Origin of the sequence: Duganella sp. 1224 (genome assembly GCF_013408245.1) — a bacterium.
Taxonomy (GTDB): Bacteria; Pseudomonadota; Gammaproteobacteria; order Burkholderiales; family Burkholderiaceae_D; genus Rugamonas.
In genome coordinates this window covers 130,656-151,279 of record NZ_JACBYS010000008.1, presented here as the reverse complement: position 1 = coordinate 151,279, position 20,624 = coordinate 130,656, and the positions used below count along the sequence as shown (strand labels likewise).

The window sequence follows — 20,624 nt, the reverse complement described above, 5'->3', positions numbered from 1 at the left end:
GCGAATTATTTCATCTGTGGGAATGCAAATTCTGCGCCAGCGCTGGCGGTGTTGGGCCAGCGCTGCATCACCGCTTTATGGCGCGTGTAGAAGCGCACGCCCTCGGGACCATACGCATGATGATCGCCAAACAGGCTGCGCTTCCAGCCACCGAAACTGTTGAACGCCATCGGCACCGGCAGCGGCACATTCACGCCCACCATGCCCACCTGGATCTGCCGCACGAACTCGCGCGCCACGCCGCCATCGCGCGTGTAGATCGCCACGCCGTTACCGTACTCGTTACGGTTGATCAGCTCCACCGCGCTGCCCACGTCCGGCGCGCGCAGCATGCACAGCACCGGGCCGAAAATCTCTTCCTTGTAGATCGTCATCTCCGGCGTGACGTGGTCGAACAAGGTGCCGCCGATGAAGAAGCCGTTCTCGCGGCCGACCACTTTGTGATTGCGGCCATCCACCACCAGCTTGGCGCCCTGCTCCACGCCTTCGCCAATCAGGCGCTCGATGCGCTGCTTGGCCGCCAACGTCACCACCGGCCCCATTTCGGCGTCAGACGCCATGCCATCGCGCACTTTCAGTGCGGCGGTGCGCTTTGCCAGTGCATCGACGATCTTGTCGCCCGCATCGCCAACCGCGACCACCACCGAGATCGCCATGCAGCGTTCGCCGGCCGAGCCGAAGGCGGCGCCCATCAGCGCATCGACCGTCATGTCCATGTCCGCATCCGGCATCACCACCATGTGGTTCTTCGCTCCGCCCAGCGCCTGCACCCGCTTGCCGGCCGCGCAGCCGCGCGAGTAGATGTATTCCGCAATCGGCGTTGAGCCGACAAAGCTCACCGCCTGGACCACCGGATGATCAAGCAGCGCATCCACCGTCACCTTGTCGCCCTGCACCACGTTGAACACGCCATCCGGCAGTCCGGCCTCCTTCAGCAAGCGTGCGTGCAGCAGCGACGCCGATGGATCGCGCTCGGAAGGCTTGAGCACAAAGGTATTCCCGCAAGCGAGCGCGATCGGGAACATCCACATCGGCACCATCACCGGGAAGTTAAACGGCGTAATACCGGCCACCACGCCGAGCGCCTGGCGCATCGACCAGGCATCGATGCCGCGCGAAATCTGGTCGGTGAACTCGCCCTTCAGCATCTGCGGAATGCCAACCGCGAACTCCACCATCTCGATGCCGCGCGCGACTTCGCCCTGGGCGTCGGCGAAGGTCTTGCCATGCTCGCGCGTGACCATGGCCGCGAATTCGTCGGTGTGCTGCTGGCACAGTTGCAGGTACTTGAACAGCACGCGCGCCCGGGTCAGCGGCGGCGTGGCGGACCACGACGGAAACGCCTGCTCGGCAGCGCGCACGGCGGCGTCCACTTCCTCCGCCGTGCCCAGCGCCACCCTGGCGACCGGTTCGCCCACTGCGGGATTGAACACGTCTGCATGGCGGCCGCTTTGCGTGTCGACGCTGACGCCGTTGATGTAATGGGTGATGGTATCCATGATGCTCTTTCAAATGTGCGGCTTAACCCAGCAGGCTGTCCGCGTCTACGTATTGATAACCAAGACCGTGCGCCACTGCTTCGTAGGTAACATGGCCCTGGCAGACATTCAAACCATTCTTCAGATGCGGATTGGCTTTCAGCGCTTTCTGCCAGCCCTTGTCGGCCAGCGCCAGCGCATGGCCTATCGTTGCGTTGTTCAATGCGAAGGTGGAGGTGCGCGCCACCGCGCCCGGCATATTGGCCACGCAGTAGTGCACCACGCCATCCACCACGTACGTCGGTTGCTCGTGCGTGGTAGCGTGCGACGTTTCAAAGCAGCCACCCTGGTCGATCGCCACGTCCACCACCACCGCGCCTTGCTTCATGCGCGAGATCATCGACTTGGTGACCAGCTTGGGCGCCGTCGCTCCCGGCACCAGCACGCCGCCGATGACCAGGTCCGCGTCCAGCACCGCTTCGTCGATCGCATGCGCATTGGAGTACATGGTGGCGACACGGTTGCCGTACACGAGATCCAACTGGCGCAGGCGGTCCACGTTTTTATCGAGGATGGTGACGCGCGCGCCGATGCCGACCGCCATCTGCAGAGCATTGGTGCCGACCACGCCGGCGCCGATGATGGCGATATGGCCCGGCGCCACGCCCGGCACGCCGCCCAGCAGCAGGCCCATGCCGCCTTTGGATTTTTCCAGGTGCGCGGCGCCGGCCTGGATCGACATGCGCCCCGCGACTTCGCTCATCGGCGCCAGCAGCGGCAAGCCGCCATTGGCGCCGGTGATGGTTTCGTAGGCGATGCATACCGCGCCGGACGCCACCAGCGCCTTGGTCTGTTCGGGGTCGGGCGCCAGGTGCAGATAGGTGTACAGGATCTGCCCCTCGCGCAGCATCGCGCATTCCTGCGGCTGCGGTTCCTTCACCTTGACGATCATCTCGGCGCGGCGGAAGATCTCCTCCGCGCTGTCGACGATGCTGGCGCCGGATGCTTCATACATCGCGTCCGTCAGGCCGATAGCGGCGCCGGCGTTCTGTTGTACCAGTACCTGATGACCACGCAAAACGAGCTCCTTGACACTGGCCGGGGTAAGGCCAACGCGGGACTCCTGGTTCTTGATCTCTTTTGGGACGCCGACCAGCATGGTTGTCTCCTTTCGGTTTTACGTTCGTGTGCGGCACAGTTCCAATCCGCACTGCGGCGAACAGGGGTCTGACCCCGTACGGGGTCAGACCCCAGCGGTTGGGGGTTGGCCGCGCCTCTCACTCCAGGTGTTGCAGGACCTTCGTTAATTTTCCGAATAGTTCGTCGATGTGTTTTTTCTCCAGCACCAGCGGCGGCGACAAGGCGATGATGTCGCCGGTGACGCGGATCAGCACCCCGTCGGCAAACGCCTGCTTGAACGCCGCAAACGCGCGCGCGCCCGGCTTGCCGGCGATCGGCGCCAGCTCGATGCCGGCGATCAGGCCAATGGTGCGGATGTCGATCACGTGCGGCAGCCCTTTAAGCGAATGCACCGCATCCGCCCAATACTCGGCCATGCCCGCCGCATGCTCCAGGATGTTCTGCTCCTTGAACACCTCCAGCGTCGCCAGCGACGCCGCGCACGCCACCGGATGACCCGAGTAGGTATAGCCGTGGAACAGCTCAATCCCTGCCGGGGCATCCATGAAGGCGTCGTGAATATGCTTCTTGCTGAACACCGCGCCCATCGGAATGGTGCCGTTGGTGAGGCCCTTGGCGGTGGTCATCATGTCCGGCTCGACGTCGAAGTAGTCGGCGGCAAATGGCGTGGTCAGGCGGCCAAAGCCCGTAATCACCTCATCGAAGATCAGCAGGATGCCGTGCTTGGTGCACAACTCGCGCAGCCGCTTCAGATAGCCCTTGGGTGGAATCAGCACGCCGGTGGAGCCGGCCACCGGCTCGACGATCACCGCGGCGATGGTGGACGCGTCGTGCAGCGCGACGATGCGTTCCAGTTCGTCGGCCAGGTTGGCGCCGTGTTCCGGCTCGCCGCGCGTGTAGGCGTTCTTCTCCAGGTTGTGCGTGTGCGGCAGGTGATCGACGCCCGGCAGCATCACGCCATACGGCTTGCGGTTGCCAGCGATGCCGCCCACCGAGATGCCGCCGAAGCCCACGCCATGATAACCGCGCTCGCGGCCAATGAAGCGCGTGCGGCTGGCCTCACCGCGCGCCTTGTGGTACGCCAGCGCGATCTTCAGCGCGGTGTCCACCGATTCGGAACCCGAGTTGGTATAGAAGACGTGGCCGAAGCGATGGTTGGTGTACTCCATCAGCTTTTCCGCCAGGTCGAAGGCAGCCGGGTGGCCCATCTGGAAGGTCGGCGCAAAATCCAGCTGGCCGACCATCTCGCGCACGGCGGCGACGATCTTCGGCTGCGCGTGGCCGCACGGCACGCACCACAGGCCGGCGGTGCCATCCAGGATGCTGCGGCCGTCCACGTCCTTGTAGTACATGCCTTCCGCCGACACCAGCAGGCGCGGATGCTGCTTGAAATCGCGGTTGTTCGTGAATGGCATCCAGAAGGATTCCATCGATACTGGTCGAGACTCGTTCATGCACCTCTCCTATGAAACAACTGCTTTCGGATTTTTTTGACAGACCGTAAAAAAATTTACCAGTTGGCAAAATGATGATGCAATAATAGACAGCGCAACAACTATGGCACAGATACACAATTCATCAAACTGTCCAACCGTACTGGCAACAAAAACACTACAGTTTCACTTTCGCTGCGTGGAGTCAAGGATGGAACAAGCGGGTTCTGTGATCGATCAAGCCGGCGGGCCGGGCGCGTGGCCCTGCGTCGCCATCGAGCGCAGGCACAAAGGCAGCCTGGTGGACCAGATCGTGGCCGCCATCAGCGCCATGATCGGCAGCCGGGAGTTGCGCGTGGGCACCAAAATGCCCTCGGTGCGGCAGTTCGCCAAGTGTAATGGCGTCAGCACCTTCACAGTTGTCGAGTCCTACGACCGGCTGGTGACGCTGGGACTGCTGTCCTCGCGGCGCGGCTCCGGCTACTTCGTCGCCCGCCAGGATCTGCCGGCGACGCTGCTGCAGGCCGTCCCCAGCGCCGCGCCGCTGGCCATCGACGCGCTGACGCCGGAGCTGTATTCCGGGGTATCGGAAGCGCTGCCGGTGGGCGCCGGCTGGCTGCCGCCCGAGTGGTATGGCGAGGACACCATCCTCGACGCCGTGCGCCAGGCCATGCGCATTCCCGCCAACCGGCTGCGCGGCTACGGCCACCCGATGGGCTTCCCGACGCTGCGCCAGCACATGGCGTCCACGCTCGGCGACGAACTGTTCCCGCTGGAAGCCGAGCAGATTCTGCTGACCCACGGCGCCACCCACGCCTTCGACCTGATACTGCGCACGCTGACCAAGCCGGGCGACACCGTGTTTGTCGAGGACCCTGGCTACAGCAACCTGCTGTCGCTGATACGCCACCACGGCTGCGTCGCGGTCGGCATTCCGCGCGGCGAGCATGGGCTGGATCTGGAGATGCTGGCGCAGCAGGCCGCGCTGGCGCAGCCGAAACTCATGTTCGTCAACACCGTGCTGCAAAACCCGCTCGGCACCTCGCTGACGGTGGCGCAGGCGCACCGGTTGCTGGCATTGGCCGAGCAGTTCGACTTCTGGCTGGTGGAGGATGACATCTACCGCGAGCTGGCGCCGCGCGGCGAAGCCTCGCTGGCAGCGATGGACGGCCTGCGGCGCGTGATCCGCGTCGGCAGCTTTTCCAAGACGCTGTCGCCGGTGCTGCGGGTCGGGTCGATCAGCGCGTCGTCGTCGCTGATCCCCGAGCTGTTGCGGGTGAAGATGCTGGCCGGCCTCACCACCTCCGAGATCAACGAGCGCGCCGTCTACCACGCCATCACCGCGCGCCCCTACCGGCGCATGGTGGACAAGCTGGTGACGCAGCTGGACGCCGGCCGCGAACGCGCCATGGCCAGCCTGCGCGAGGTCGGCATGACGCTGCTGGCGCGACCGCGCGGCGGCATGTTCGTCAGCGCCGGCTGGCACGACGCGCCCTCGCCCGCGTGGAACGGCAAGGTGATCGCCGACCTCGCGCTCAAGCACGGCATCCTGCTGTCGCCGTGCGACTTCTTTATGCTGCGGGCGCCGGAGTCGATCTGGTTCCGCTTCAACGTGGCGTATGCCGACCATCCGCAACTGCTCAACTTCCTGAGACTGATATGCCGACAGTAAAAATCAACCGCCGCCTGCTCAACCGCGACAAGCTGGAAGCCGAAATCACCGCCGAGGCGGTGCGCGTGTTCGCCGAATGCGGCTACGAGGGCACCTCCATCGCCACCGTGGCGGACAACGCCGGCCTGTCGAAGCAGAACCTGATGTACTACTTCCCCACCAAGCAGGCGCTGTACCAGCGCGTGCTGGACGAGGTGCTGGACGACTGGCTGGCGCGCATGGAAAGCCTGGCCGCGGCCGACCAGGACCCGCGCGACGTGCTGCGCGCCTACGTGCAGGCCAAGCTGAAATTCTCGCGCGAGAACCCGTGGGCGTCGCGCGTGTATGCGATGGAGGTGATCAGCGGCGCGCCGTTGTACGGCGGCCAGATACAGAACCGCGTGGTGCCGCTGGTGCGCAAGGATATCGAGGTATTCGAGCAGTGGATCCGCGCCGGCAAGATCGCGCCGGTCAACGCCACGCATCTGCTGTTTGCCATCTGGGCGATGACGCAGTCCTACGCGGACTTCTCGGCCCAGATGGCGCTGGTGCTGAACCGCAAACAGCTGACGAAGAAGGATTTCGACGACGCCGAACAGCTCATCGTCGACATGGTGCTGGCGGCGATCAGCGTGCGGCCGCCGCCTTCTGGCGACGGCGCGCCATGAAGCCCATCAAACCCAGGCCGCCCAGCAGCATGGCGTAGGTTTCCGGTTCCGGCACCGAGCCGATATAGCTTTGCTGGTGGATTTCACCGCCCTGGATCAGCCCCTTGGCATACACGCCGCCTTCCACGTTGGCGCCGCCCTGGTTGCTGAAGGTGCCGTCCACCGCCAGGATCTGGCCGTCGAAGGTGCGGTTGAAGGTCACGCTGGTGGCGCCGGCGAAGTTCCACAGCAGCTTGTTGCCCAGGTCGGTGCGGTTGAAGTTGGCGCTCAGGTTTAACACCGAATCGTTGGTGTTCAGCACGGCCGAGGTGGCGCCGTTCATGTTGAAGACGAAGTCGGTGGTGCTCGACGAGAAGATCTTGCTGTCCAGCGTGGTCAGGTCGAACACGGCGACGCCGTTGGAGGCGGCCTTGGCGTTAAAGGTGACGGTGTGGTCGTCGTTGCTGAAAGCGACCGTGCTGCCGGTCGACTTCCAGGTACTGACGTAGGCCGAGAAATCGCGCAGCACGGCGCTCATGTCGGTCGACTGGGCGGCGTTGACGTTGGTGGTCATGTCCGCCGTGAAGTGCGCGGCGTCGACCTTGGTGGTGTTGACGTTGCCGCCGCTGACGGCGCCAGCGATGTAGTGGCTGCCCGAGCCCACGTAGCTGGAATTGGCCGAAGCACCATAGACCACCGCGTTGCCGTTGTTGACCGTGCTGTTGGACACGTCGCCGTACACCACCACGCCGCCGCCGGTCACCTGCACGTTGCTGAGCGAACCGCGCACCGTCAGGCCGGCGTAGTCGGACGTCGGCAGATTCGACGGCTTCATGGTCAGCACGGCGTTCTGGCCGCTCAGCGAGCCGCCAACGTAGGTGCGGCCATCGATGTGCGACCCGACGGTGGCACTGCCCAGGGTGACCACGTTGAACTGCTCCAGCACCTCTTTCGCGGTCAGGGGCGCGGCGTGGGCGGACGATGCCACCATGGCTGCGGCGGCGATCGAAGTCAGGGCAAGTGCGCGAACGGTCATGTCGTTTTCCTTTGATAATTTCAATTAAGAAACAATAATTGCGTTCAGTATATCACAACTTATCAATAGAATCATATAAACCGGAAATGAAGCGCGCTACAATCTCTCGATGACCACCTTTGACCCCATCACCCTTGACACCGCCCGCCTGCGGTTGCGCTTCATGCGCGCCGACGACGCCGAGGCGGTATTCCGCATCCATTCCGATGCCGAAACCATGCGCTACTTCAGCAGTACGCCGTGGACGCAAGCCAGCCAGGCCGTCGAACATATCGACAAGAGCCTGGCCGATTGCCGCAGCGGCAGCGCGCTGCGCCTGGCCATCGTGCTCGGGGACGACGTCATCGGCAGCATCACGCTGTATGCCTTCGACCGCCGCAACCACCGTTGCGAAATCGGCTACATCCTCGGCCGCCCGCATTGGGGACGCGGCTACATGAAGGAGGCGCTGGCGGCGATGATCGGCCACGCCTTCGGGCCGCTGGCGTTGCGCCGGCTGGAGGCCGATATCCATCCCGACAACGTTGCCTCGGAACGCCTGCTGGAAAGCCAGCACTTCCGGCGCGAGGGCCATCTGCGCGAGCGCTGGTTTGTCGGCGACGAGGTGTCGGACAGCATCATCTATGGCCTGTTGCGCAAGGACTGGGAAGCCGCCGTTCATCCGGCGCAATAACCGGTCAACCCCGCCAAAGCGCAGTTGATCGGATTCCGCTGCGCCGGCGCGGCGTGCTTTGCTAGAGTGCTTCCATCGCAACACCTCTTACGGAGACAGCACATGAACAAAGCCACCGACCTCATCAACGAAGTGTTCCAGGCCCTGAGCAACCTGCTGCGCTACACCGGCCGCCTGATCGGCCGCATGTCGCCGCCGGCCCTGCTGGGCGCGGCGCTGCTGCTGGCCTTCCTGATTTCCATCCTGCCGCTGGCGCTGGTGCTGTTCGCCGCCTTCATGCTGGTCAAGGTGGGCGTGGGCGCCTGCTTCATCAGCGCCCGCCGCCAGCGCGCCACGCCGTACAAGGATGTTGAATGAAAAAGCACAAGCTGGCCCAGGCCGGCTATAACAACGCCAAAAGCCTGCTGGACATCGTGCGCGAGGTCGGCGACACCGCCGCCAGCGTCTGGTGGCATTTCTTCGACTGGCTGGCGCAGGTCGAGTGGCGCAAGCTGATCATCATCTGGCTGCTGCTGTTGATCGTGTCCGCCTCGCTGCTGCACGTCGACGAGCAGCTGTGGTGGTTCATCCTGGCGTCGTCCGGCCTCAAGGTGCTGGCCGGCGGCAAGCGCAAGGCCGAGCTGGAGGCGCGCAGCGCCGAATCGCACGCCGACGAGGAAAGCATCGAGCGGCGCGTGGTCGAGGCGCGCATGGCCGCCCTGCAGGCCCAGGTTGAACCGCACTTTTTATTCAACACCCTGGCGCTGATCGGCCAGCTGATCGAGACCGATCCGCCGCAGGCCGCGCGCATCCACCAGAACCTGATCGACTACCTGCGCGCCACGCTGCCGCAGATGCGCGCCAAGGGCGCCGGCACACTGGGCCGGCAGATCGAGATGTCGCGCGCCTACCTGGCCATCATGCAGGCGCGCATGCGCGCGCGGCTGGCGGTGTCGATCGACGTGCCGGACGAGATGCTGAGCGCCACCTTTCCGGTGATGATGCTGCAGATCCTGATCGAAAACGCCATCAAGCACGGACTGGAGCCGAAGATCGAGGGCGGCCGCATCGACATCCGCGCGGCCGTCGATGGCCAGATGCTGCAGGTCGACGTGATCGACGACGGCGTCGGCTTCAACGCCTTCGCCGGCGATGGCGTCGGCCTGGCCAATGTGCGCGAACGGCTGCGCATCCAGTACGGCAACCGTGCGCAACTGGTGATCGAGGCGCCGCTGACCGGCGGCACCCGCGCCAGCATCCGCGTCCCCTACGCTCCCGATATTTTCGCCCCCCACGCCAAATGAACCGCCCCACCGCACTGATCGCCGACGACGAGGACGGCATGCGACAGCAACTGCGCAGCCGCCTGCTGGACGCCTGGCCGGAGCTCGACATCATCGCCGAAGCCGCCAACGGCATCGAGGCCGTGGCGCTGGCCGGCCAGCACCAGCCGGACATCGTCTTTCTTGATATCCGCATGCCGGGCCTGTCCGGCATCGAGGCCGCGCGCATGCTGTTCAACCGCTGCCACCTGGTGTTCATCACCGCCTACGACCAGTACGCGATCGAGGCGTTTGAACAGGGCGCGCTGGACTACCTGCTCAAGCCGGTCGGCGGCGAGCGCCTGAAGACCACCTGCGCGCGGCTGCAGGCGCGCATCGGCCAGCGGCCGTCCGACATCGAGCGGCAGCTGACCGCGTTGCTATCGCACCACAGCAAGCCGGCCGCCAAGCCCGACTACCTGCGCTGGATCCAGGCCGTGGTGGGCGCCAACCTGCGCATGATCTCCACCCGCGAGGTGCTGTTCTTCCAGGCCGACGAAAAGTACACGCGGGTGCAGACCGAGCAATCGGAAGTCTTGATCCGCAAGACGCTGAAGGAACTGGCGGACGAACTGGACCCGGACGAATTCTGGCGCATCCACCGCTCGACGCTGGTGCGGGTGGATGCGATACAGGAAGTCACGCGCGACTTGCGCGGGCGGCAGATGGTGCGCATCCGCAACCATCCGGCACTGCTGGAAGTGAGCCGCGGCCACAGTCATTTATTCCAGCAAATGTAATCGCCTCGCCGGACCATCGGCGTATACTGGGCAGCTTCACTCAAGGGAGGGAACGATGTCCAGCATACCCAAGCAAACGCTTTGCGGCGTCATACCGTGCCTGCGCTACCGCGATGCGCCGGCCGCCATCGACTGGCTGTGCAGCACCTTCGGCTTCACGGCGCAATTCGTGGTGCCGAATGAAGACGGCAGCGTCGCCCACGCCCAACTTACCTTCGGCAACAGCATGATCATGCTGGGCTCCGCCTTCGACACCGACTACGGCCGCCTGCTCAAGCAGCCGGCGGACACCGGCGGCTTCGTCACGCAAAGCGCCTACCTGGTGGTCAACGACGCCGACCAGGTCTACGGCCGCGTGCTGGAAGCCGGCGGCAAGATCCTGCTGGACCTCAAGGACGAGGACTACGGCGGCCGCGGCTTCACCTGCAGCGACCCGGAAGGCCACGTGTGGAGCATCGGCACCTACGATCCGTATGCTCAGGCCAGCGCGGCCACCAGCGCCTGATCCGCGACCTGCGTCGGGCGGATGCGGATGACGTCGCGGTACAGCGGCGGCATGGCGGCGCAGATGGCCGCCAGTTCGTCGTCCGGCACGGAGGGCAGCACGTACTGAAGCTGGGCCGGATTCTCCAGCGGCAGCGGGCCTTCCATGGTGGAGCCGTAGGCGCCCAGATTCATGTAGCTGACGGCGCCCGCGTCCGGGCCGCGCGCAAACACGAAAGTGCCGTCTTTCGGATGGCCGAGGTAGCGGCGCACCTCGTCCCGCTGCGCCGGCGTGGCGCCGTTCAACAGCTTGTAGCGCAGCTGCGCGTAGGCGCGCGTGGTTTCCATGAAGGCGCTGCGGATGCCGGACTGGGTCAGCCGCCCCGCCATGCACAGCAGCAGATTGCCGAACGCATCCAGCAAGGCCACCGCGTCGCCCGCGCCGCCATGCTCGCGGTCGCGCGCCATCGCCTGCAGCAGGAACGGCGCCAGGCCGGCATCCGGCTGGTGCGGTGCGCAGCGGTAGGTCAGCGCGTCCGGATACGGCTGCTTCAGCGCGCGCACGATGGCGTGGTCAGCCGGCAGTGTGGCCGGATCTTGCAGCGCCGGCGGCGGCAGGTCGCTGTTCAGCAGCGCCATCACGTCGGACGACGTGGCCTCGAATACCAATGAGCACAAGGCCTGCGTCGGCTCGGAGATGGTTTTGCCGATGAAGAAGGACTTCGGCACGGCGCCAGCCGCCGGCCGCGCATACAGCGACGAGCCCAGGATGGCCGGGTAGCTGAAGCTGTCGCCGGCCCGCGCGCGCAGCGCTGGCGGCAGCGCGCTGAAACTGGCGCTGTTGTCGTGGTTGATGCCGGACGCCTTGTCGGGCGCGGCCACCACCACGTTGAAGCCGCCGGCCAGGATCGCCCCGCTGCACATGCAGCAGGGATCGAGCGAGGTGACGATGGTGATGTCCTGCGGCGGCGGCAGGTCGCGGCCCCTGGCGCGTTCGGCGTAGTACCAGTCGATCAGCTGGCGCTCGCCGTGCGCGGTGGGGTCGAACACCAGGCCGTCCTTGACGACGTTGTTGTGCAGCGACTGCAGCACGTTGCCGTGCTGGTCGAGCATCAGGCCGCCGACGCCGAAGGTACCCTGCGTCCTGGCGGCGATGGCTTCGGACGCCGCGATGGCGACGGCCGCCTGCACATCGATCGTCTTCTTGAAGGCCATTACTTCTTCTTGAGATCCTGGCCGCCGAAGGCGTTCGGTAATTGCTCGCCGGCGGTGGTTTCGAGGATGTCGCCTTTCAGGTTGGTCAGCAGCACCGGCAGTTGCGTGCCGCCCAGCTCCAGGATCACCTGGCGGCAGGCGCCGCATGGGGCTATCGGGCCATCGGTTTCGCCGATGACCACCAGTTGGTCGAAGTCGCCCGGCTGGTAGCCGTGCGCCAGGGCGCTGAACAAGGCGGTGCGCTCGGCGCAGTTGCACAGGCCATACGAGGCGTTTTCCACGTTACAGCCGTGGAAGACTTTGCCGTCGCTGGTCAGCAGCGCGGCGCCGACCTTGAAGTTGGAGTAAGGGGCGTAAGCTTTCAGCCGCGCGGCGGCGGCTTCGGCGATCAGTTGTTGTTTGTCCATCTAAGTTATCCTCGATGCCGTCATCGCGGCGAAACATTACCGTCATACCGGCAAAATTACCGTCATTCCGGAGAAAGCCGGAATCCATGGCCAGGTTGCGGATTCGCGAACTCACCATGGGTCCCGGCTTGCGCCGGGACGACGTGGTTATGGGCGGATGGTGCGGTAGATCACCGGATTGGCGGCGGGTGCCGCGTCGGCGATGTGATAGGCCGCCTGGATTTCACGCACGGCCTGCTCGGCCGCTTCCTGCGTGCGCGCATGCACCATCGCCAGCGGCTGACCGGCCTCGATCCGGTCGCCCAGGCCAGCAAGCCCGGTCAGGCCAACCGCGAAGTCGATCGGATCGGCGGCGCGGCGGCGGCCGCCGCCCAGCGACACCACCGCCAGACCAATCTCGCGGCAGTTGGCCGAGGCGGCATAGCCCGACGTCGGCGCGGGCGCCGGCACGATGATCGGCGAACGCTCCAGGTACTTGTCCGGATTTTCCATCAGATCGGCCGGACCGCCCAGCGCCACCACCATGCGCGCAAAGCGCTCGGCGGCTTCGCCGCTGTCCAGCGACGCCTGCAGTTTGGCGCGCGCTTCCTCTTCGGTGGCAGCCAGCTTGCCCAGTACCAGCATCTCGGCGCACAGCGCCAGCGTCACCTCGTGCAGGCGCGCGGGGCGCGACTTGCCGGTCAGGTAATCGATCGCGCCGCGCACCTCGATGGCGTTGCCGGCATAAGGCGCCAGCGATTCGTTCATGTCGGTCAGGATGGCGGACGTCGTCATGCCGGCTCCGTTGCCCACCTTGACGATGCTCTCGGCCAGCTCCACCGATTTATCGTAGGTTGGCATGAAGGCGCCGCTGCCGACCTTGACGTCCATCGCCAGCGCATCCAGGCCGGCCGACAGCTTCTTCGACAGGATGGAGCCGGTGATCATGGCCACCGATTCCACGGTCGCGGTGACGTCGCGCACGCCGTAGAAGATCTTGTCCGACGGCGCCAGCGACGACGTCTGGCCGATGATGGCCACGCCGACTTCCTTGACCACCTTGCGGAACAAGGCGTTGTCCGGCACCGTGCTGTAGCCGGGGATGGAGTCGAACTTGTCCAGCGTGCCGCCGGTGTGGCCCAGGCCACGGCCGGAAATCATCGGCACATAGCCGCCGCAGGCCGCGACCATGGGGCCGAGCAGCAGCGAGACCACGTCGCCGACGCCGCCGGTGGAATGCTTGTCGACCACCGGGCCGTTCAGGTCCAGCGAGCGCCAGTCCAGCACCTCGCCGGAGTCGCGCATGGCCAGGGTGAAGGCCACGCGTTCATCCATGGTCATGTCGTTGAAATAGACCGCCATGGCCAGCGCGGCGATCTGCGATTCGGTCACGCGGCCGGAAGGGATGCCGCCAACGAAGAACTGGATCTCTTCGGCGGACAATACGCCGCCGTCGCGCTTCTTGCGGATGATCTCCTGGGGTAGATACATGACATTCTCCGTACACTAAATTGATAACGCCGCAGTGGAGCTCGCGGCACCCGCGAACCCCGCACTGCGGCGGCGCCGGGGTCTGACCCCGGAGGGGGCAGACCCCATCCGTTTGGGGTGCTGTTTAAACGCCGTAAGGAATCCAGATGTTTTTGACTTGCGACGCATGCGCCAGCACGGCGCGGCCGCCGGCTTGCGCCGTGCTGTACCAGTCACGCCCCTTGGCCCCGCCCACCCAGGTCCGCTTCAGCGTCGACGCCGACAGGCGCTCCACTTCCGCGCAGCCCTCGGCCGAACCATCATGACGCCACACCGCATCGATATCCCCATGCGTGGCCAGCGTGCGCGCCAGTTCATCGGCCGAACCGGTGATGATGTTGACCACACCAGCCGGCAGGTCCGACGTATCCAGCACCTGGTACAAATCGGTCGCCGACAGCGGATGCGCCTCGGACGGCACCACCACCACGCGATTACCCAGCGCGATGGCCGGCGCCACCAGCGAGATGAAGCCCAGCAGCGGCGCCTCGTTCGGGCACACGATACCGATCACGCCCAGCGGCTCGTTCAGCGCCACGGTAATGCCGTGCATCGGCGGCTGGTGCGCCAGGCCATCATACTTGTCGGCCCAAGCGGCCCAGTAGAACAGACGCTCGATCGACGCCTGCACTTCCTTCTCGGCGTTCTTCGAACCGGTCATGGCGGCGATGCGGGCAGCGAATTCCTCGCCGCGCGCCGCCAGGTTCTCAGCGATGTAGTACAGCACCTGCGCGCGGTTGTGCGACGTGGCCTTGGTCCAGCCGGTGGCCTTGTGCGCGGCTTCCACGGCGTTGCGGATGTCCTTGCGATTGCCCTCGCCCACCTCGGCGATGAAGGCGCCATCGGCGCCGTGGATCGCGCGGCTGTAGGCGCCATCCGGGCGCGCCTGCTTGCCGCCGATGTACAGCTTGGCCGTGCGGTCGATGGCGAACGGGCTGCCGGCCGGCGCTGGCGCGGCCTTGGCTTTTGCTTTCGCCTCGATCACCGGCGCGGCCGGACGCGCGTCTTCCGCCTTGGCGGTCAGGTATTCATACATGCCTTCGCGGCCGCCCTCGCGGCCATAGCCGGATTCGCGGTAGCCGCCGAAGCCGCAGGCGGCGTCGAACTGGTTGGCGGTGTTAATCCACACCACGCCGGCCTTGATGGCCGGCGCGACGTCCAGCGCCAGCGAAATGTTCTCGGTCCACACGCAGGCGGCCAGGCCGTACACGGTGTTGTTCGCCAGTTGCACCGCTTCCGGCGGGGTGCGGAAGCTCATCGCCACCAGCACCGGGCCAAAGATTTCGGCCTGCGCCACGGCGGCGGCGGTCGAGGCGCCGGTGATCAGGGTGGGCGGGAACCACGAGCCATCGGCCGGCAGTTCGCAGGCCGGCTGGTACACGGTGCAGCCTTCGTCGCGCGCCGATTGCACCAGGCCTTCGATGCGCTGCTTCTGCACCGGATCGACCAGCGCGCCGATGTCCATCGACTTGTCCAGCGGCGAGCCGAGGGTCAGCTTGTCCATGCGGGCGCGCAGCCTGGCCAGGAATTTGTCCTGGATCGATTCCTGCACCAGCAGGCGCGAACCGGCGCAGCATACCTGGCCCTGATTGAACCAGATCGAATCGACCAGGCCTTCGACGGCGGCGTCCAGGTCGGCGTCTTCAAACACGATGAACGGCGACTTGCCGCCCAGTTCCAGCGACAGTTTCTTGCCGCTGCCGGCGGTGGCTTCGCGGATCAGGCGGCCCACTTCGGTCGAGCCGGTGAAGGCCAGCTTGTCGATGCCCGCGTGCTTGACGATGGCTTCGCCCACGCGGCCATCGCCGGTGACGATGTTGACCACGCCCGCAGGCACGCCGGCCTGCACGCAGATGTCGGCGAACAGCAGCGCGGTCAGCGAGGTGAATTCGGCCGGCTTGAACACCACGGTGTTACCGGCGGCCAGCGCCGGCGCGATCTTCCACGCCAGCATCAGCAGCGGGAAGTTCCACGGCACGATCTGGCCGACCACGCCCACGGCGCGGTAGTCGGCGAATTCTTCGGCCTGCAGCTGCGCCCAGCCGGCGTGGTGGTAGAAATGACGCGCCACCAGCGGCAGGTCGACGTCGCGGGTTTCGCGGATAGTCTTGCCGTTGTCCAGCGTTTCCAGCACGGCGAACAGGCGCGCATGCTTCTGCATCAGGCGCGCGATGGCGTACAGCACCTTGGCGCGGCCATGGCCGCCCAGCGCCTGCCAGCCCGGTTGCGCGGCGCGTGCCGCTGCTACCGCGCGGTCGACGTCTTCTGCGCTGCCCTGGGTCAGGTCGGCCAGCTTGCTGCCATCGGCCGGATTGACGGAGGCGAACAGCGTGTCGCCGGCCTCGCTCCATTCGTTGTTGATGAACAGGCCGAATTGACGGCCGCGCTGTTCCAGCCACGCTTGCGCTTCTTTGGTGCTTTCCGGTGCTGGGCCGTATTCCATGGTGTTGAGGATCTCTTTGATGGTTGGCATGACGGTGTCCGTTGTTATGGTTGCGCGTGGCGGTGAGCGGCCGAGTAGTTACCGGTCACGTGGTGTTCCAGCTGACGCTCGATGTCGGTCAGCAGGCTCGATGCGCCGATGCGGAACAGGTGCGGTTCCAGCCATTCGTTGCCCAGTTCTTCCTTCATCAGGGTCAGGTACTGCAGCGCGGCCTTGGCCGTGCTGACGCCGCCCGCCGGCTTGTAGCCGATCTTGAAGCCGGTCTGCTCGTGGTAGTCGCGAATCGCGCGCACCATGGTCAGCGACACCGGAATGGTGGCGTTGACCGATTCCTTGCCGGTCGAGGTCTTGATGAAGTCCGCGCCGGCCATCATGCATACCCACGATGCCTTGGCCACGTTTTCCAGCGTGACCAGTTCACCGGTGGCCAGGATGGCCTTGACGTGGGCGTCGCCGCAGGCCTTGCGGTAGGCCAGCATTTCGTCGTACAGCGCTTGCCAGTTGCCGGTCAGGACATGCTGGCGGGTGATGACGATGTCGATCTCGGTGGCGCCGGCGGCCACCGACAGTTCGATCTCGCGCACCTTGGTTTCCATGCTGGTCAGGCCGGCCGGGAAGCCGGTCGACACGGCGGCGATCGGCAGGCGGCCCTGCAGCACCTCCACCGCCGGCTTGATCATCTCGTGGTACACGCAGACGGCACCGGTGGCCAGGTTGTAGTCCTGCAGGCCCAGGGCCTCCACCAGGTCGGCGCGCAGCGGACGCAGCGCCTTGCGGCACAGGCGTTCCACGCGGCCGGGCGTATCGTCGCCGGACAGCGTGGTCAGGTCGATCAGGCCGATGGCCTTGACCAGCCAGGCGGCCTGGTATTCCTTCTTCACCGTGCGGCGGTTGGCCAGGCTGGCGGCGCGGCGGTCGGACGCGGATTTGTTGACGCGGATATGGTTGATCCAGCTGAGGTCCAGCGGGACCGCTTCATTGCGCTTGAAGTCGCTCATAACAGATTGGTTCCGTTCGAAAGTGGCTTGACGCCGAGGTGATGGGCCAGGGTCTGGCCGATGTCCGAGAAGGTTTCAGAAATGCCCAGCGACTGCGCTTTCACCTTCGGACCGAAGAAGATCATCGGGATGTGTTCGCGCGTGTGGTCGGAGCCTGGCCAGGTCGGGTCGCAGCCATGGTCGGCGGTGATCACCACCAGGTCGTCCTCTTTCAGCTTGGCGATGAATTCCGGCAGGCGCGCATCCATTTCGTGCAGCGCGTTAGAGTAGCCGTTGACGTCGCGGCGGTGGCCGAAGGCCTGGTCGAAGTCGACGAAGTTCACGAACGTCAGCGACTTGTCGCCGGCTTCGTCCTGCACCTTCAGCAGCGCGTCGAACAGCGCCATGTTGTCCTTGCCCTTGACCACGCGCGATACGCCCTGGGTGGCGAAGATGTCGCTGATCTTGCCCAGCGCGATGACTTCACCGCCGTCGTTCTTCACGTGGTCCAGCAGCGTTGGCGCCGGCGGCGCGACCGCGTAGTCGTGGCGGTTGCTGGTGCGGGTGTAGTTGCCGTTGGCGCCGACGAACGGACGCGCGATCACGCGGCCGATGTTGTACGGCTCCACCAGCTTGAAAGCGATCTCGCACACTTCATACAGGCGCTCCAGGCCAAACGATTCCTCGTGCGCGGCGATCTGCAGCACCGAGTCGGCCGAGGTGTAGATAATCGGCTTGCCGGAGGCGACATGCTCGTCACCGTGCTTGTTGATGATTTCCGTTCCCGACGCGTGGCAGTCGCCGAGGAAGCCCGGCACGCCGGTCAGCTCCTGCAATTTGGCGGTCAGCTCGGCCGGGAACGACGGCACGGTTTTCGGGAAGTAGCCCCAGTCGAATTCCACCGGCACGCCGGCGATTTCCCAGTGGCCGGACTGGGTGTCCTTGCCGGTCGAGCGTTCACGCGCGGCGCCATAGGCGGCGGTGAAGCCCTCGCGTTGGGTGAAGCCGGTGGCCCATTCGCCACTGGCCAGGTGCGCGGCGGCGGTCAGGCCCAGTTTTTCCATGGTCGGCAGCGACATCGGCTTGCCGCTCTTGGCGACTTGCTCGGCGATGTGGCCGAAAGTATTGGCGCCGGCGTCGTTGTACTTCGCCGCGTCGGGCGTGGCGCCCAGACCAAACGAATCGAGCAGCAGGATAAATGCGCGTTTCATGATGTACTCCTAAAAAGCAAAAGTGCGGACTTGCCACTGCAACCCCGCACTGCGGCACACTGGGGTCAGACCCCGTACGGGGTCTGACCCCGCCTCACCCGGGTTACGCTTGCGGCGTCTTGGCCACGTTGCCCAGGAAGCCCAGAATCACTTCCACCAGCGAGGTCGCCGCCACCGCCGCGTATTTCAAGGTCTGCTCATGCGACAGCGGGAACGGCGACAGCCCTTCCGCCAGATTGGTAATCGCCGACACGCCCACCACCTTCAGGCCGCAATGACGGGCCGACACCACTTCCGGCACCACCGACATGCCCACCACGTCCGCGCCCAGCGTCTTGAACGCGCGGATTTCCGCAGGCGTTTCAAAGTTAGGACCGGCGTAGGCGATGTACACGCCTTCATGCAGCGTCACGTTCTTCTCCTTGGCCGAGGCATGCAGCAGCGCGCGCAGCTCGGCGTCGTAGGCGTTGGCCATGCTGAAGAAGCGCGGGCCGAAGCGCTCGTCGTTGGCGCCGATCATCGGCGTGCCCGGCAGGAAGTTGATATGGTCGGTCAGCGCCACCAGCGAACCGGCGTCCACCTCGGTGCGCAGCGAACCGGCGGCGTTGGTCACGAACAGCATTTCGCAGCCCAGCAGCTTCATGGTGCGCACGGCGCTGGTCATCACGCCCAGGCCGTAGCCTTCGTAGACGTGGCCGCGACCCTTCATGCACACCACCTGCACGCCTGACAGCGTGCCGATCACCAGCTCGCCGGCGTGGCCGTGCACGGTGGAGATCGGGAAGCCCGGCAGTTCATCGTAGCCGATGGTGACCGCGTCGGTCATTTGTTCCGCCAGCACGCCCAGGCCGGAACCGAGGATCATCGCCACGCGCGGCTTGAAACCTTGTGGGAGACGGGCGCGAATGATGTCGGCTGCCTGGAATGGGAAGTTATTAGACATGGAAATCCTCGAATTTTTGATATGGCTGGGGAAGCTGACACTATGCATCATCGTGCATATGTATGGCAAATACCATTTTTCTTAGCTATTTATATAAAGATGATATAAATGAGGAGTATTATAAACCACGACAAACCGAGCCGCTGCGCGCCGTTGACGCAATCAAGACAAATGTTTACGATTGCGAACAACTGTTTGGAAGCCCCATGACCGATTCTTCGAAAAAGGAACAGCTCTACCAGCTGATCCGCGCCAACCCCTTCATCTCCCAGCAGGATCTGGCGGTGGAGCTGCGCCTGTCACGCTCCGCCGTGGCCGGGCACATCGCCGGCCTGATCCGCGAACGCCGCCTGCTCGGCCGCGCCTACGTGCTGCCCGATAAACGGCCGGTGATGTGCATCGGCGCCGCCAACCTGGATCGCAAGCTGCGCACCATCGAGGCCATGCAGCTGGGCACCTCCAATCCCGCCACCGCCGAAGAGGTGTACGGCGGCGTGGCGCGCAACATCGCCGAAAACCTGGCGCGGCTGAATCTGCCGGTGGCGCTGCTGACCGCTTTGGGCGACGACGGCGCCGGCCGCAACCTGCAGGACCACGCCGAGGCGGCCGGCATCGACACGCGCGGCAGCCTGAAGCTCCAGGACGCCGCCACCGGCACCTACACCGCCATCCTCGACGACAAGGGCGAGCTGGTGGTGGCGCTGGCCGACATGGCGCTGTACGACCGCCTCACGCCCGAGTTCCTGGCCAGCCGCCTGCCGCAGCGCGCGGCGGCCGCCATGACCGTGGCCGATCTGAACCTGCCCGCCGACAGCATCACCGCGCTGCTGGACAGCGCGCGCACCGACAACGTGCCGCTGGTGATCATCGCCGTCTCGCAGCCGAAGATGGCCCGGCTGCCGGCGGACCTGGGCGGCCTGCGCCTGCTGATCCTGAACCGCGGCGAGCTGGAAACCCGCGTCGGCCGCGCGCTGCCGACCGAGGCCGACGTGCGCGCCGCCTGCAACGAGGTGTGCGCGCAAGGCGCGCGCGACGTCATCGTCACCTGCGGCGGCCAGGGCGTGTACCACACGCGCGGCGGCGAGCTGGTTTGGCTGGCTGCGCACCAGGTGGACGTGGTGGACGTGACCGGCGCCGGCGATGCCTTCTCGGCCGCCGTCTGCTGGTCGCTGTACCAGGGCAGCGGCGACCTGACGCTGGCTTGCCGCCGCGGCCTGAAGGTGGCCGCCATGACACTGGAAAGCCCGGAGACGGTATCGCCGGTGCTGGCCGCCGACGTCCTCGACGAGATACACGATTTTGACTTGAGCGCCCCGCTCTTCCCCAGTAAAGGATAA

At 65.4% G+C, this 20,624-nt stretch carries 19 protein-coding genes; 8 read left to right on the top strand and 11 right to left on the bottom strand.

The window, feature by feature from the left end; all coding sequences use genetic code 11:
- Positions 1–5: 5 nt before the first annotated feature.
- The 3 genes from FHW58_RS24665 to FHW58_RS24655 form a co-directional block, all read right to left on the bottom strand.
- A complete protein-coding gene (locus tag FHW58_RS24665; RefSeq protein ID WP_179675826.1) occupies positions 6–1,499 on the bottom strand; it encodes a CoA-acylating methylmalonate-semialdehyde dehydrogenase in 1,494 nt (497 codons plus the stop codon).
- 22 nt (positions 1,500–1,521) lie between these two features.
- Complete coding sequence (gene ald / locus FHW58_RS24660) at positions 1,522–2,637, bottom strand: alanine dehydrogenase (protein WP_179675825.1); 1,116 nt, start codon at positions 2,635–2,637, stop codon at positions 1,522–1,524.
- Between the two features lie 118 nt (positions 2,638–2,755).
- Positions 2,756–4,072 carry an aspartate aminotransferase family protein gene (locus FHW58_RS24655; protein ID WP_179675824.1) on the bottom strand — a complete coding sequence of 439 codons (1,317 nt, stop codon included), beginning with the start codon at positions 4,070–4,072 and terminating at the stop codon, positions 2,756–2,758.
- A gap of 190 nt (positions 4,073–4,262) precedes the next feature.
- Here FHW58_RS24655 and FHW58_RS24650 point away from each other — a divergent pair, with 190 nt between their 5' ends.
- Positions 4,263–5,723 (top strand): PLP-dependent aminotransferase family protein, encoded by a 1,461-nt coding sequence (locus FHW58_RS24650; protein WP_179675823.1) that lies wholly within the window; start codon positions 4,263–4,265, stop codon positions 5,721–5,723.
- Positions 5,711–6,370 (top strand): TetR/AcrR family transcriptional regulator, encoded by a 660-nt coding sequence (locus tag FHW58_RS24645; protein WP_179675822.1) that lies wholly within the window; start codon positions 5,711–5,713, stop codon positions 6,368–6,370. The genes FHW58_RS24650 and FHW58_RS24645 overlap by 13 nt, the downstream gene beginning before the upstream one ends.
- On the opposite strand, the gene FHW58_RS24640 is transcribed toward FHW58_RS24645, so the two are convergent.
- Positions 6,330–7,385, bottom strand: a complete 1,056-nt coding sequence (locus tag FHW58_RS24640) for a collagen-binding domain-containing protein (RefSeq protein ID WP_229265483.1) — start codon at positions 7,383–7,385, stop codon at positions 6,330–6,332. The genes FHW58_RS24645 and FHW58_RS24640 overlap by 41 nt on opposite strands.
- Before the next feature lie 109 nt (positions 7,386–7,494).
- On the opposite strand from FHW58_RS24640, the gene FHW58_RS24635 reads away from it, so the two are divergent.
- From FHW58_RS24635 to FHW58_RS24615, 5 genes are all read left to right on the top strand, one after another.
- A complete protein-coding gene (locus FHW58_RS24635) occupies positions 7,495–8,058 on the top strand; it encodes a GNAT family N-acetyltransferase (RefSeq protein ID WP_179675821.1) in 564 nt (187 codons plus the stop codon).
- 102 nt (positions 8,059–8,160) lie between these two features.
- On the top strand, positions 8,161–8,415 hold the full coding sequence (locus tag FHW58_RS24630; RefSeq protein WP_179675820.1) for a hypothetical protein: 255 nt from the start codon (positions 8,161–8,163) through the stop codon (positions 8,413–8,415).
- Positions 8,412–9,341 (top strand): sensor histidine kinase, encoded by a 930-nt coding sequence (locus FHW58_RS24625; RefSeq protein WP_179675819.1) that lies wholly within the window; start codon positions 8,412–8,414, stop codon positions 9,339–9,341. The genes FHW58_RS24630 and FHW58_RS24625 overlap by 4 nt, the downstream gene beginning before the upstream one ends.
- Positions 9,338–10,099 carry a LytTR family DNA-binding domain-containing protein gene (locus FHW58_RS24620; protein WP_179675818.1) on the top strand — a complete coding sequence of 254 codons (762 nt, stop codon included), beginning with the start codon at positions 9,338–9,340 and terminating at the stop codon, positions 10,097–10,099. The genes FHW58_RS24625 and FHW58_RS24620 overlap by 4 nt, the downstream gene beginning before the upstream one ends.
- 55 nt (positions 10,100–10,154) lie before the next feature.
- Entirely contained in the window at positions 10,155–10,604 is a 450-nt protein-coding gene (locus FHW58_RS24615) for a VOC family protein (protein ID WP_179675817.1), read from the top strand.
- On the opposite strand, the gene FHW58_RS24610 is transcribed toward FHW58_RS24615, so the two are convergent.
- From FHW58_RS24610 to xapA, 7 genes are all read right to left on the bottom strand, one after another.
- The gene (locus tag FHW58_RS24610) at positions 10,577–11,797 is read right to left on the bottom strand and encodes a nucleoside deaminase (protein ID WP_179675816.1); all 1,221 of its coding nucleotides are present in this window, start codon (positions 11,795–11,797) and stop codon (positions 10,577–10,579) included. The two genes, FHW58_RS24615 and FHW58_RS24610, sit on opposite strands and share 28 nt — an antisense overlap.
- A complete protein-coding gene (locus tag FHW58_RS24605; protein WP_179675815.1) occupies positions 11,797–12,204 on the bottom strand; it encodes a cytidine deaminase in 408 nt (135 codons plus the stop codon). The genes FHW58_RS24610 and FHW58_RS24605 overlap by 1 nt, the downstream gene beginning before the upstream one ends.
- Positions 12,205–12,351: 147 nt before the next feature.
- The gene (deoA, locus tag FHW58_RS24600) at positions 12,352–13,674 is read right to left on the bottom strand and encodes a thymidine phosphorylase (protein WP_179675814.1); all 1,323 of its coding nucleotides are present in this window, start codon (positions 13,672–13,674) and stop codon (positions 12,352–12,354) included.
- Positions 13,675–13,798: 124 nt separating this feature from the next.
- Entirely contained in the window at positions 13,799–16,186 is a 2,388-nt protein-coding gene (locus FHW58_RS24595; protein ID WP_373996726.1) for an aldehyde dehydrogenase family protein, read from the bottom strand.
- 14 nt (positions 16,187–16,200) lie between these two features.
- Entirely contained in the window at positions 16,201–17,154 is a 954-nt protein-coding gene (gene deoC, locus FHW58_RS24590) for a deoxyribose-phosphate aldolase (protein WP_179675813.1), read from the bottom strand.
- Positions 17,151–18,344 (bottom strand): phosphopentomutase, encoded by a 1,194-nt coding sequence (locus FHW58_RS24585; protein ID WP_179675812.1) that lies wholly within the window; start codon positions 18,342–18,344, stop codon positions 17,151–17,153. Before FHW58_RS24585 ends, deoC begins: the two co-directional genes overlap by 4 nt.
- A 103-nt stretch (positions 18,345–18,447) precedes the next feature.
- Positions 18,448–19,287: a xanthosine phosphorylase gene (xapA, locus tag FHW58_RS24580; protein ID WP_179675811.1), complete on the bottom strand. Its 840-nt coding sequence runs from the start codon at positions 19,285–19,287 to the stop codon at positions 18,448–18,450.
- A gap of 206 nt (positions 19,288–19,493) precedes the next feature.
- Between xapA and FHW58_RS24575 the strand changes: the two genes are divergently transcribed.
- Positions 19,494–20,624 carry a carbohydrate kinase gene (locus tag FHW58_RS24575; protein ID WP_179675810.1) on the top strand — a complete coding sequence of 377 codons (1,131 nt, stop codon included), beginning with the start codon at positions 19,494–19,496 and terminating at the stop codon, positions 20,622–20,624.

Coding starts and splice junctions, on each gene's coding strand:
- FHW58_RS24605 (WP_179675815.1), bottom strand. CDS start 12,204: ATGGACAAACAACAACTGATCGCCGAAGCCGCCGCCGCGCGGCTGAAA.
- deoC (WP_179675813.1), bottom strand. CDS start 17,154: ATGAGCGACTTCAAGCGCAATGAAGCGGTCCCGCTGGACCTCAGCTGG.
- FHW58_RS24625 (WP_179675819.1), top strand. CDS start 8,412: ATGAAAAAGCACAAGCTGGCCCAGGCCGGCTATAACAACGCCAAAAGC.
- ald (WP_179675825.1), bottom strand. CDS start 2,637: ATGCTGGTCGGCGTCCCAAAAGAGATCAAGAACCAGGAGTCCCGCGTT.
- FHW58_RS24585 (WP_179675812.1), bottom strand. CDS start 18,344: ATGAAACGCGCATTTATCCTGCTGCTCGATTCGTTTGGTCTGGGCGCC.
- FHW58_RS24630 (WP_179675820.1), top strand. CDS start 8,161: ATGAACAAAGCCACCGACCTCATCAACGAAGTGTTCCAGGCCCTGAGC.
- FHW58_RS24650 (WP_179675823.1), top strand. CDS start 4,263: ATGGAACAAGCGGGTTCTGTGATCGATCAAGCCGGCGGGCCGGGCGCG.
- FHW58_RS24645 (WP_179675822.1), top strand. CDS start 5,711: ATGCCGACAGTAAAAATCAACCGCCGCCTGCTCAACCGCGACAAGCTG.
- FHW58_RS24620 (WP_179675818.1), top strand. CDS start 9,338: ATGAACCGCCCCACCGCACTGATCGCCGACGACGAGGACGGCATGCGA.
- deoA (WP_179675814.1), bottom strand. CDS start 13,674: ATGTATCTACCCCAGGAGATCATCCGCAAGAAGCGCGACGGCGGCGTA.
- FHW58_RS24610 (WP_179675816.1), bottom strand. CDS start 11,797: ATGGCCTTCAAGAAGACGATCGATGTGCAGGCGGCCGTCGCCATCGCG.
- FHW58_RS24655 (WP_179675824.1), bottom strand. CDS start 4,072: ATGAACGAGTCTCGACCAGTATCGATGGAATCCTTCTGGATGCCATTC.
- FHW58_RS24615 (WP_179675817.1), top strand. CDS start 10,155: ATGTCCAGCATACCCAAGCAAACGCTTTGCGGCGTCATACCGTGCCTG.
- FHW58_RS24665 (WP_179675826.1), bottom strand. CDS start 1,499: ATGGATACCATCACCCATTACATCAACGGCGTCAGCGTCGACACGCAA.
- xapA (WP_179675811.1), bottom strand. CDS start 19,287: ATGTCTAATAACTTCCCATTCCAGGCAGCCGACATCATTCGCGCCCGT.
- FHW58_RS24635 (WP_179675821.1), top strand. CDS start 7,495: ATGACCACCTTTGACCCCATCACCCTTGACACCGCCCGCCTGCGGTTG.
- FHW58_RS24575 (WP_179675810.1), top strand. CDS start 19,494: ATGACCGATTCTTCGAAAAAGGAACAGCTCTACCAGCTGATCCGCGCC.
- FHW58_RS24595 (WP_373996726.1), bottom strand. CDS start 16,186: ATGCCAACCATCAAAGAGATCCTCAACACCATGGAATACGGCCCAGCA.
- FHW58_RS24640 (WP_229265483.1), bottom strand. CDS start 7,385: ATGACCGTTCGCGCACTTGCCCTGACTTCGATCGCCGCCGCAGCCATG.